This is a genomic window from bacterium (assembly GCA_027622355.1).
Lineage (GTDB): Bacteria > UBA8248 > UBA8248 > UBA8248 > UBA8248 > JAQBZT01.
Window position 1 is genome coordinate 1 of record JAQBZT010000060.1, and the last position, 11,319, is coordinate 11,319.

An 11,319-nucleotide genomic window follows, 5' to 3' on the forward strand; every position below is an offset into this window, starting at 1 on the left:
CACCACCCCCTCGAGGGCGCTCAGCCGCTTTTCCACCCGGGCGGAGCAGGCGGCACAGGTCATGCCTTGTACCGTCAGGTCAATTTCCCGGGATTCTTTCGTTTTTTCAGTCACCATGATCCACCCTTTTTTTTATTGATTTACGATTTGTCATTCGCCGCCGTGGCGGATGTTTTGAGCCACGGCAGATTTTCGACCGCCAACCGGCAATCTTTCTGAAGAGAATCCGCATCGAGCGTCGCCCGGGCCACGAGATGTCCCCCCTGTATCTGGGAGAAAAACGCCCGCGCCAGCCCTTCTGTGTCCGCATCAGTGGGGAGCATCCCCTCGCCCTGGGCCTGCTCCAGCGTTTCGGCAATCCGGCCGAAGATTCCTTTCCACAAACGGGCGAAGCGCTTCTGGAAATCTTCATCCATGCCGCTGAGCTCCAGCGAGAGATTCCCGATGGGGCACCCGCAGCAGGGGGACTCGAAGCTGGGCATCCGCGAGTAGAGGGCGGCCAGGCGCTCGATTTTCTCCCGGCCGTTGCCGGGCCCATTCAATGAAGGATCGAGATAATGCGTATGGAGGAGCGTTTCGAAGTAATCGATCACGGCGAGGGCCAGATTTTTTTTGGACTTGAAAAAGTAGTAGAGGCTTCCCCGGTTCACCTCGGCCGCCTGGGCCACGGCATCGAGTGAGGTGGCCGTATACCCATTCCGGTAGATCAGCGTCGCCGCCGTCTCGACAATGCGCGCGCGGGTCCCCCCGGCGTTTTCAGATTTCGGTTTCGGTGCGTTCTTCACGGCCATCAAATGACTCCTCGGAGTGAAACTCCTCGGGTGGCGAATGACTCCTCGGAATGGAATGTAGGCTTTCTTAGTTAGTCAGTCAACTAAATTTTAAGCCAAAAGGAAATAATCTTTAATCTAATTTATTTCAAATAGATAGACGATAATCATTCCATCAGGGCGGACACGTGGGCCGCCACGGACAGCTCGAGGGCATCAAGGTTGTAGCCCCCCTCCAGAAGACTCACGATGCGGCCCCCGCAGAGGGATGCAGCCAAATCCTTGAATTTCCGGGTCATTTCGGCAAAGTAGTCTTCCGACAACCGGCATCCCCCCAGCAGATCTCCCCGGTGGGCATCGAAGCCTGCCGAGAGGAGCATGATCTCCGGCCGGAACGCAGCAATTGCCGGAAGCACCACGTTTTCGTATTTCTCGAAAAACACGGCTTCCTCGGTGCCGGGCGACATCGGCAGATTCAACGTCGCCCCCTCGCCGGCCCCTTCCCCCTTCTCCCATTCCATGCCGCTCCCCGGAAAAAGGGGGTGCTGGTGCATCGAGACAAAAAAAACATCGGGATCCTCCCAAAAAATACTCTGGGTTCCGTTCCCGTGGTGAATGTCCCAGTCCAGGATGGCGATGCGCCCAAGGCCGTGGTGCCTCTGGAGATAGCGGGCCAGGATGGCGATGTTCGCGAAGAGGCAAAACCCCATGGAGCGGAAAGCGTAGGCATGGTGGCCCGGCGGCCGGATCGCGCAAAAGGCGTTGTCCACCTCCCCCGCCATCACGGCGTCCGCCGCCGTGAGGGCCGCATCAACTGCCCTGAGCGCGGCCGCATAGCTTTTCTCGCTGATCCGGGTATCGCCCCCATCGAGCGTCCTCATTCCCCGCCGGAAGGCCTCTTCCACCTCGCGGTGGTGCTTCTCCTCGTGAACCTCGAGCACCCACTTCCGGGCGTCATGGGGGATGGGGGTTCGGGCGTCCAGTTGTGGAATTCTCGATAACATCCGCTCGGGGGCCAGGCGCGCCGCCCGCTCGGCGCGCTCGACATGGTTCCGGCCCGTGTCGTGCTCCAGGAAGATCGGGTCCCAGTAGTAAGCGGTTCTCGCCATTTTCGGACTATCTCCTCTCGCAAACCGCGCCTGTGATGCGCGGCGCAGTATATCCCCCTGGCCGCCCCGCCCGCCTCTCGGAAAAAGCCCTCTACTGGCAGGATTTTGGGCCCTCCCACGGGTTGACGCCGGGACCCCGGTCTATATAATTCTCTCCGGTCTGATGCTTGCTATCGCCCCCAAAAACCTGGAGAAAGCGCCTGGATGGCTGAGCGAAATTTTAAGCCCCCAGAGGAAAAAACCAGCCCGGTTCCATTTTTCATCCTGGGACTTCTTTTTGTGGCCGTCACCTTCTGGACGGTTTGGGATGAATCTTTCACCCGGCGGCCCTGGAAAGAATATCAGAAGCAGTTCAATCAGTACGAGTTGAAGCTCGTCAGAGAGCTGCTGAACAAGGCCAAGGAAAAGGACGGCAAGGCCGTTGCCGTGATCGACAAGCAGATCCAGGCGCAGAGCCAAAAACTGGCGGTCTCCTCCGAACTCATTCAGATCAAAAAAGAACTCGATCGCCTGAAGCTCGTGGCCTTCGAGAAGGTCCAGGACTTCGCTTTCGCCAAATCTACCTACGATGAGGCGTACTTTCACTACACTGAGGGCGTCCGCCAAGGGCACGACGTCCAGAAGCAACTCGCCCACCTCCAGGAAGCCAAAAAGGAAGTGGGCCGTCTCCAGCCCATCGCCGAGAAGGCCGAGGCCCAGCGGGACGCGCTGCTCGCCAAAATCGAGGAAAGACAAAAGGGCCTGTCCATCCTCATACGCCAGCGCCGCCGGCGCTCGGGCGAGATCGCCGACCTGGAGCGCCGCATCAAGAGCATCAAATCGCGGCCCTACGAGATCAAGCAGATCGTCCTGAGGGAGTTCGAGCGCAACAACTTCAACGAGCCTGTCCTTCGCGTCGATCGGTGCCATACCTGCCACCTGGGCATTGACCGGGCCGGCTTTGAAAACGCCCCCCAACCGTTCCGCACCCATTCGGAGCGCAGGTTTTACCTCGTCGAGCACAACTACAAAGAGATCGGCTGTGTCGCCTGCCACGGCGGCCAAGGCTCGGCCATTACCGCAGTGAACAAGGCGCACGGCCTTGCCGACTTCTGGGAAAATCCGATCCTCAATAAAGCGGACCAGCAGACCAAATGTCTCGGGTGCCATACGAACGTTTTCAATCTCGAAAAAGCGCCCAAGCTCTCGCGCGGCATCGCCCTCGTCCGCGAACTCGGCTGCTTCGGCTGCCACAACATCCCCGGGGCCGAGGGACTTCTCAACCGCGGGCCCGACCTTTCCCGGATTCAGGAGAAGGTCGACCCCGACTGGCTGCTGACCTGGATCAAGCGCCCCAAGGACTACAACCCGCGCACCAAGATGCCCTACCTCAGCCTCGCCGATCAGGAAGTGCGCGACATCGCCACCTACGTCTGGACGGTGGGCAAGCCGAAGGCACCCGTCCAGAGCATGGCCGGGCTGGAGAACCCGAAGCTGATCGCACAGGGCAAGGAACTCTTCGAGTCCGTCGGCTGCCTCGGATGCCACATCCGCGACGAAAAAGACATCAAGGCGGGCCCCATCAAAGGGGTCAGCGGCCGGCCCATCGTCTACTGGAGCCGCGATTTCGGCCCGGCACTCGGAAACGCGGGGAAGAAGCTCCGCGCCGACTGGCTCTTCCGGTGGCTGAAGGACCCCAAGGCCTACTGGCCTGAGACCACCATGCCCAGTCTGCGGCTCACCGACGATGAGGCGAAGGCCATCACCGCCTACCTGATGAACCTCTCCCCTGCCACGGGGGCCGCGAGCGGCGCCCTGGGCGATACGGCCGCGTTCGAACGGGGCAAGTCGCTCGTCGCCAAGCGCGGCTGCGCCGGCTGCCACGTGATTCCCGGCATGGAGAATGTCGGCAAGATCGGCCCCGACCTGGCCTCATTCGCCGAAAAGAAACCCTTCGAACTCGATTTCGGCAACGTGGTGAACACGCCCAAAACGTGGGAAGCCTGGGTGTTCGGCAAGCTGAAGAACCCGAAGCTCTACCAGACCGACCGCATCAAGCTCCTGATGCCGAATTTCGATCTGAGCGACAAAGAGGTTTCCGAAATCCGCACCTTCCTCCGCGGAATGATCCCCCACGGCCCGCCCCATACGGTCCATGCGGAATTCGCCGAGCGCGCCAAGCGCATCGAGGCCGGCCGGAGGATGATCGAAAAATACAACTGCTCGGGGTGTCACCTCGTCGAAAACTGGGGCGGCGACATCCTTCGCCACTACAAGGACACGAACGACGGCCCGCCTCCCCTCGATGGAGAGGGCGACAAGGTGCAGCCCGGCTGGTTCTTCGGCTTCCTGAAAAACGTTGTCATCCTGCGCCCCTGGCTGAAGGTGCGCATGCCGAACTTCCAGATGCCGGAAAAAGACGCGGCCGCCCTGGTCAACTACCTCGCGGCGCTGGACAACAAGCTCCGGTCCTACGTCCACTTCGACCCGACCCGGGTAAAGAGCGAAACCCTGGCCGCGGGCCGGATACTCTTCCAGAAGGCCGAGTGTCTCTCCTGCCACAACAAATGGCCGTCGCCGCCGGGCTCAGAGCCGCCCTCGGCCCCGAATCTGTTGTTGGCCAAAGAACGCCTCCGCCCGGAGTGGATTTTCCGCTGGATCATGAATCCTTCGCGGATCCGGCCAGGAACCAAGATGCCCACCTTCTTCGAGGGGGCGGGCGCCAAGGCCAACATTCTCAACGGCAAGCGGCTGGCGGAGGAAAACGGCAAGTGGATCTATGAGTTGGACTCGGAGAAAGAATCCGAACTCGCCGAGAACAGGCCCGCCTCCCTCTGGCTGGGAAGCAGCCGAATCATCGTTACGGTGGCGGGAATCGACGGGAAAAAGATCAAAATCGCCGCGCCCCGCGATCTGGGCCAAACTATCAGCCATGCGACGCTGGAGAGCCATGGCGAGCCCATCGACCCGGCCCTCCTCGGCGGAGACGGCTACAGGCAAATTGCCGCGCTGCGCGACTACCTGATGGTGACGAACATATTTCCGAAATTGAATCCGAAACCCAAAAACTAGACTTTCTTCCTCGAAAACCAATATCCGAATCCGCTCTCCCCAAACATATATGGGGGAGGGCGGATTTTTTTGGGCTAGGCCGTAATCCCCCTCTTTATGCGCTCCTCATTCGTCCGGCGATGGGCCTGGCGGATGGGCTCGGGCAGGCGGTACCGGGGACTCGCCTGCATGACCCAGTCGATGGACTTCTCCAGGCTCACCCGGTGGCCGGGCGAGATGAAGATGGGCTTCACCCCCTGGCGGGTCCGCAGCCGCGCCCCCACCCGCTCGCCGTCCGGCCCGTGGAGCGCGGCCCATGCCCCCCGCCGATCCGCCGGCTCGGGTCCCTCGCCGAAAAGGCGGGACTTTCCACAGCCGATGGAAGGAGTGGCCCACCTCAGCCCCAAGTGCGCCGCCAGACCCAGCCCGCGCGGGTGGGCAATCCCCTGGCCGTCAAAGAGAATCAGATCGGGCTTGCGCCGCAATTTCCGGAAGGCCTGCTCCATCAACGGCCCCTCCCGGAAGGAGAGCAGACCCGGAACGTAGGGAAACGGCATCTCCCCCACGGCAAAGACCTCCTCCAGGACACACAATTCGGGAAAGTCGAGAAGAATCACGCCGGCGACCGCGCGCCGGCCGAAGCGCGGATAGGAGATATCCACGCCCGCCACCGTCCGGGGAGGGTGGACCCGCGGCCGCAGCCGCACCTTGCGGCGAAGCGCATTCTGGAGAGCAACCGCATCGCGGGGGGACAAATTCCACGGATGGCGGAGAGGGTCCTTCATTTTGCCGTTACGCTATCCCGGCTTTCCTCTCCCTCGCCTTCCTGTTCAATCTGGTATCCGAGGAATTTTCGAAGTGCGAATATTTGATCCAGGGCTCCAATCACGATCAGGATATCGCCCTCGTTCACGACGTAATTGCTTTTGGGGTTGTATACATGCTTCGCCGAATCCAATGGCTTGACTGCGACGATGACCAGGTCGGTATGCGCGGGGAAGTGGATCTCCCGAAGTGTCTTCCCGACATGTTCCCACTCCCCGGGAACTTTTACCTCTTCGATGCGCAGGGTGATATCCGTCTCCCGAAGCATCGTGTCGAGAAACGAGACCACCGTCGGACGGATGGCCTCCGAGGCCATCCGGAGGCCGCCGATGAAAGTGGCCATGACGGTGGCGTTAGCTCCAACTCTTTGAAATTTATGAAGATTATCGCGATCAAATACCCCCGAAATAATCCGCAGCTGGGGGGACAACTCCCGGGCCGAGAGGACCACCAGCAGGTTTTCGCTGTCGGTATTCAGGGCGGTGATGAGCCCTTTTGCGTTTTCGATATTGGCCATCTTCAGGAACTGCTCCTTCGTCGGGTCGCCTTCGATGTAGAGTATCTCCCGGCCCGGAAAGTTCTTTTCGAGCTTCTCGATGTCCTTGGCGACAACCACAACGGGTGTCTGGGTTTTGATGAATTCCTCGAGAACATAGTGGGCCTCGTCCTCGAAGCCGCATAGAATGAAGTGGCCTTGCAGGCGATTGATTCGATTCAGCATATTCCGGATCCTCAAAAAATTTGAGAGATGCCCTTCGACAAGGAACGCCGTAAAGGTACCGATTCCGTAGGCCAGGATCCCCATGCCGCTCAAAAGGAGGAACATGGTGAAGACGCGGCCCTTCCCCGATAGTGCCCGCGTCTCTCCATAGCCCACCGTCGTCAGCGAGATGACTGTCATGTAGATGGAATCGAGGAAATCCCACCCTTCCAGGACCATGTAGCCGGTAACGCCTATCAGGAGAACGAGAATCAGCAGCCCGGAAGCGACGACAAGTCGGCGGCGAAGTGTTCCCATCGGCGGAAAAATCCCCCCACAGACAAGTCAACCAATCCGCTCCGGAAGGCCCCGCCCGACCCGAATCCGAAGCGAGCCAGAAAACATCCCCGGAAGTATAAAACCAACAATTAGGATAGTTCCACGAAATCATACGCCATCTGGAAGGGAAGACCTACGCCCATGCCGGGCGCGCGGCCGGTAAGAGGCGGATTCAGGCGGATTCGTCCAGAACTTCCTCGCGGGAAGCCTTCGAGCGAACCCGCACGACGGAAAGCACCCCTTTCACATCGCGCATTTTCTTCATCACCTTCTTCAGATGATCCAGATCCTGCACCTGCACGTCGAGACGGATGCCCGCCCGCTCGTGAGAGGTTTCCGCCTCCACGCGGGAGATGTTCACGTTCAGCGACGCCGCCGCCGTGGTCAGCCCCGCCAGAACGCCCGGCCTATCCTTCGCTTCCACCACCATCGAAACCAGGTGCATTTCACCGCGCTTCACCTCGGCCCAACTGACCTCGACCAGGCGCTCCCGATCGGCCTTTAGATCGCGAATGCTGGAGCAGCGTTCCGCGTGGACGGTCACCCCGCGATCCTTCGTGATAAATCCGATGATTTTTTCGCCTGGAATCGGGGCGCAGCACTTGGCGAAATGAATCATCACGTCGTCCTGTCCCTTGACCTGAATTCCCTCGCTCCGCGGCCGGCTTCGCACCCGCGTGACAAAGCGCCGCAGGCGGGATTTCTCGCGCCGCTCGCGATCGCGGACAACGTCCTCCGGCAGGAAATGATTCGCCACCTGCCGCGCGGACTGGCGGCCGAAACCGATCGCGGCGAGAAGATCCTCCTCGTCCTTTAAACCGAACGCATCGGCCGCCTCCTTGAGCGGCCCCGGCTTGAGGTGTGGCTCCGCATCCTGGTTGTAGCGGTGAAATTCGTGCTCGATCAGTTCTCTGCCCAGGCCGATCGAACGCTGCCGCTGCTCCTGCCGCACATAGGCGCGGATGCGCTGCTTGGCGCGGGGAGTGACCACGAACTTCAGCCAATCCTGCCCCGGCGTCCGGTTCGGGTTCGTCATGATTTCGACAATATCGCCATTCTCCAGCCGCGACTGCAGGGGGACGATTTTCCCGTTCACCTTGGCGCCGATGCAGTGGTGCCCCACCTCGGTGTGGACCAGATAGGCGAAATCCACGGGCGTTGCGCCGCGGGGAAAGCTCCGCACCTCCCCCTTGGGGGTGAAGACGAACACCTCGTCCTGAAACAGGTTGTGCTTGACGGTGTCGACGAAGGTGCGGGGCTCGGTTTCCTCCTGAAGGCTCTCCACCATCCGGCGGAGCCAGTCGAACTTGTTATTCACGGTTTCATCGAGCTTGTCACCTTCCTTGTAGCGCCAGTGGGCGGCAATGCCTTCTTCCGCCGCTTTGTTCATTTCCTGGGTGCGGATCTGAAACTCGATCCGCTGCCCCCGGAGTCCCACGACCGTGGTGTGGAGAGATTGATAGAGGTTGGCCTTCGGGATCGCGACATAATCCTTGAAGCGGCCCGGTATGGGCGTCCAGAGCGAGTGCAGGATGCCCAGGGTCGCGTAGCAATCCTTCAGCGCCTCCACGACGACGCGCAGTCCGCAGATGTCGAAAACCTGATGAAAATCGATGTTCTGCGTCTCCATTTTCCGGTAAATGCTCGAATGGAGCTTGAAGCGCGCCATGACAGAAGCCTTGATTTCGGATTTCTTCAGGGCGTGCTCCACCAGCGCCATCACCTCCTTCATGTAGCTCTCCCGGTCGGAGAGACCCTCGCGGAGCTTCTCGTCAATTTCCTCGTACTCCTTCGGGCGGAGATGCCGGAAAGCGGCCTCCTCCAGAGCGCCCTTGAGCCAGCCGATGCCCAGCCGGTTGGCGAGGGGCGCGTAAATATCGGCCGTCTCGCGGGCAATCCGTTCCCGCCGCTTCGGCGGAAGGTACTGGAGCGTGTTGGCGTTGTGGAGCCGGTCGGCCAGCTTGATGAGTATCACCCGCACATCGTTCGCCATCGCGACCAGCATTTTCCGGTAGCTCTCGGCCTGCCGCATCTGGGGGTTGCCGTAATCGAGCTTGTTCAGCTTGGTCACGCCGTCCACCATCGAGGCCACCTCCTCCCCGAACAGCTCGCGGAGCTCGCCGATCGTCGCCGAGGTGTCCTCAATCGTGTCGTGCAACAGGGAGGCGACGATCGTCTCCGGGTCGAGGCGCATTTCGGCCAGGATGCGGGCCACTTCCAGGGGATGGGAGATATAGGGCTCGCCCGTCAGGCGGGACTGTCCGCGGTGCACCTTGGCGGTGTAGACATAGGCGCTGGTCAGAAAATCAGAGGACTCCGGGGCGTACTCCTCCACCAGATCGACGATGTCCATGATCCGGGCCGGCGGTCGGGTGGAAAGATCGGAAATCATCGCACTCCTCAGGGCCGCCGTGCGCCTGGAAAATCAACGCACTGGGGACGCATCCCGGCGCCGCCCGCAGCCGAACTCCGGCGCCACCTAAAAAAACTACCTGCGGACAAAGGGGCCGTCAAGAAGCACCAAAACCGATTCGGCCGGAAAATACGGGAAGAAGCGGGGAGGCCGCACTCGGCCTAGTAGGAGCGAAGCGGAGAGATGACGAATTCCTGCTGAAGCGGGGTCATATATTCGGACTCATCCTCGTGCCGCGGCACGATAATGGCCCCTTTGTTGCAGATTTCCTCGCACAGGCGGCAGCCCACGCAAGTGGCCTGATCGACGACCGCCACCTGGCTGTGATCCCGCTCCACCGAGGCGTTCGCCATGATGATACAGTCGAAGGGGCAGATGTCGACGCACCACACGCAGCCGGTGCAGTTTTCCTCGATAACGTAGGCCTTGGGCATTTCCTTGTGCTTGATGTTCGCGATAACGCTGCCAGAGTCGTCCTGGATGGCGAAGGCGGGGCAGTACTTTCCGCAGACGCCGCAGTCGATGCACAGGGTCGGATCGATTTTGTAGATGGCTTTCGGATCGCCCGTGATGGCCTTGGTCGGGCAGACCGGCTCACAGACCGAGCAGCCGATACATGCGTCGAAAATGAAATGGGGCATCAAAAACCGCCTTCACAATGGGGCATTTGGCCAATCCCGCGCCGGGAAACCGGGCCCGCCGCCCGTCTCAGAGAAATATAGGGGAACCACCTCGATTGTCAAGAGAATCCGGGCTCTTTTGGGGATGAAAAAGTCCGAATAGTCGGGGAGCGCCAGTTGCCCTCGCCGATGCTTTTGTTCAAAATGGGTTTTGTACGGCACCGAAAAAGCGAAACGCTCAGGGAAGAGAACAAGGAGGTTTGGAAGCCCCATGGAACACTTTATTGCAATTCTGACGAAACCGGACAATGTTCCCATCGCCTTTATGCTGCCGCTCGTCCTTTTCTTCGTCTGGCTCGCCATCTCGCAGGGGCTTCGCCACGACAAACTCATCAAAAAAGGGAAGAAAGACGCCGTCTACGACGAGATGATCCGCTAGCCGCACCCTCCAGGCGGTTGGCGGCCGACCCACGCGCATCCGAAAAACAGCGCTCTCGCGATCATTCGCCTCTCCCGGACAATCGGAATCCGCCATGCTCGAACTCATCGTGTTTGCCCTGATCCTCGGCTTCCTCACCATCTTCCTCGTCAAGCGGACAACCTCGAACGTCGCCATGGAAGAAGACGCCGAGAAGACCCGCGACGACGCCGAGATCCAAAACCTGCGGAGGATGCCCCCCTCCGTTTTCGAGCAGTTGCTGCACGACATCCTCGAGAACATGAACCTGCGCATCGTCGAGTCCACCTGGGTCAACAGCGAGGAAATCGACATCCTGGCCCACAACCCGGCGCCCCTCGTCGGCGGCGACTACATCATTCACGGCATCCTGGTTCCCGAGGGAGAATTCGTCAGCTCCATCCGCGTCATCGGGCTCTCCGACACCGTCCGGGCCGAGCGCGCCCTCAAGGGCATTCTCATTACCACCGGCTACTTCACCGAGGAGACCGGCAAATACCCCGAGGGCGCCCCCATGGAGCTCATCAACGTCTCCCGCCTCCGTGAGCTGATGCGGGCGCACGACATCACCTGGCCCGCGTTCTAGGCACAAAAAATCAGGCACAAAAAAACCGCCTCCTTCCGGAAGCGGCTGCAAATCGAAATTCTTCTCCTGACGCCTTCCCTTCGGTGAAAGCTAAGCCACGAGAAAATACACCCCCGCCCCCAACACGATGGCCAAAGCCACCGCCTGGACGCCGCAGGCATCCCACCACAGATGTTTTTTCTCGCGATCTTGAACCATTCTCTGCAACTCCCCCGCCCTAGATGTTGAACCAGGGGGTGACCAGCACGTATTTCACGTTTAGCCCGATGCGCAGCGCCATCTTCGCGACAAGGCCCATCATGGTCATGAAGAGAAACGCCTTGACGGAGTAGCGAACCATCCCGACGTTTTTCAGGTGTTTCCGCCGCAAAAATCCCCAAACCGGAATCGTTCCATACCAAGCGATGATACACGCCACCCCGAAGGCCGCCTGCCCCCAGTAGGAGCGGAAGCCCACGAGATACGGCAGG

10 protein-coding genes are annotated in these 11,319 nt (G+C 60.3%); 3 read left to right on the forward strand and 7 right to left on the reverse strand.

Annotated elements, in window-relative coordinates:
• Positions 1-140: 140 nt before the first annotated feature.
• Positions 141-791 carry a TetR/AcrR family transcriptional regulator gene (locus O2807_05320; GenBank protein MDA0999923.1) on the reverse strand — a complete coding sequence of 217 codons (651 nt, stop codon included), beginning with the start codon at positions 789-791 and terminating at the stop codon, positions 141-143.
• 146 nt (positions 792-937) lie between these two features.
• The gene (locus O2807_05325) at positions 938-1,879 is read right to left on the reverse strand and encodes a histone deacetylase (GenBank protein ID MDA0999924.1); all 942 of its coding nucleotides are present in this window, start codon (positions 1,877-1,879) and stop codon (positions 938-940) included.
• 204 nt (positions 1,880-2,083) lie between these two features.
• On the opposite strand from O2807_05325, the gene O2807_05330 reads away from it, so the two are divergent.
• Positions 2,084-4,930: a c-type cytochrome gene (locus tag O2807_05330; GenBank protein MDA0999925.1), complete on the forward strand. Its 2,847-nt coding sequence runs from the start codon at positions 2,084-2,086 to the stop codon at positions 4,928-4,930.
• A gap of 74 nt (positions 4,931-5,004) precedes the next feature.
• Here O2807_05330 and O2807_05335 read toward each other — a convergent pair whose 3' ends face one another.
• From O2807_05335 to O2807_05350, 4 genes are all read right to left on the reverse strand, one after another.
• A complete protein-coding gene (locus O2807_05335; GenBank protein ID MDA0999926.1) occupies positions 5,005-5,694 on the reverse strand; it encodes an endonuclease V in 690 nt (229 codons plus the stop codon).
• Positions 5,691-6,752 (reverse strand): NAD-binding protein, encoded by a 1,062-nt coding sequence (locus O2807_05340; protein MDA0999927.1) that lies wholly within the window; start codon positions 6,750-6,752, stop codon positions 5,691-5,693. Before O2807_05340 ends, O2807_05335 begins: the two co-directional genes overlap by 4 nt.
• Positions 6,753-6,945: 193 nt before the next feature.
• Positions 6,946-9,165 (reverse strand): bifunctional (p)ppGpp synthetase/guanosine-3',5'-bis(diphosphate) 3'-pyrophosphohydrolase, encoded by a 2,220-nt coding sequence (locus tag O2807_05345; protein ID MDA0999928.1) that lies wholly within the window; start codon positions 9,163-9,165, stop codon positions 6,946-6,948.
• A gap of 182 nt (positions 9,166-9,347) precedes the next feature.
• Positions 9,348-9,827 carry a 4Fe-4S binding protein gene (locus O2807_05350; protein MDA0999929.1) on the reverse strand — a complete coding sequence of 160 codons (480 nt, stop codon included), beginning with the start codon at positions 9,825-9,827 and terminating at the stop codon, positions 9,348-9,350.
• A 250-nt stretch (positions 9,828-10,077) separates the two neighbouring features.
• On the opposite strand from O2807_05350, the gene O2807_05355 reads away from it, so the two are divergent.
• A complete protein-coding gene (locus O2807_05355; protein MDA0999930.1) occupies positions 10,078-10,245 on the forward strand; it encodes a hypothetical protein in 168 nt (55 codons plus the stop codon).
• Positions 10,246-10,339: 94 nt separating this feature from the next.
• Positions 10,340-10,849: a restriction endonuclease gene (locus O2807_05360; GenBank protein ID MDA0999931.1), complete on the forward strand. Its 510-nt coding sequence runs from the start codon at positions 10,340-10,342 to the stop codon at positions 10,847-10,849.
• A 217-nt stretch (positions 10,850-11,066) separates the two neighbouring features.
• Here the strand turns inward: O2807_05360 and O2807_05365 are convergent.
• Positions 11,067-11,319 (reverse strand): cytochrome C (locus O2807_05365; GenBank protein MDA0999932.1); only part of this gene is annotated, 253 nt, incomplete at its 5' end.

Excerpts from the sequence above, each read along its gene's own strand:
- O2807_05320 (MDA0999923.1), bottom strand. The coding sequence starts at position 791 with ATGGCCGTGAAGAACGCACCGAAACCGAAATCTGAAAACGCCGGGGGG.
- O2807_05335 (MDA0999926.1), bottom strand. The coding sequence starts at position 5,694 with ATGAAGGACCCTCTCCGCCATCCGTGGAATTTGTCCCCCCGCGATGCG.
- O2807_05350 (MDA0999929.1), bottom strand. The coding sequence starts at position 9,827 with ATGCCCCATTTCATTTTCGACGCATGTATCGGCTGCTCGGTCTGTGAG.
- O2807_05345 (MDA0999928.1), bottom strand. The coding sequence starts at position 9,165 with ATGATTTCCGATCTTTCCACCCGACCGCCGGCCCGGATCATGGACATC.
- O2807_05325 (MDA0999924.1), bottom strand. The coding sequence starts at position 1,879 with ATGGCGAGAACCGCTTACTACTGGGACCCGATCTTCCTGGAGCACGAC.
- O2807_05330 (MDA0999925.1), top strand. The coding sequence starts at position 2,084 with ATGGCTGAGCGAAATTTTAAGCCCCCAGAGGAAAAAACCAGCCCGGTT.
- O2807_05360 (MDA0999931.1), top strand. The coding sequence starts at position 10,340 with ATGCTCGAACTCATCGTGTTTGCCCTGATCCTCGGCTTCCTCACCATC.
- O2807_05355 (MDA0999930.1), top strand. The coding sequence starts at position 10,078 with ATGGAACACTTTATTGCAATTCTGACGAAACCGGACAATGTTCCCATC.
- O2807_05340 (MDA0999927.1), bottom strand. The coding sequence starts at position 6,752 with ATGGGAACACTTCGCCGCCGACTTGTCGTCGCTTCCGGGCTGCTGATT.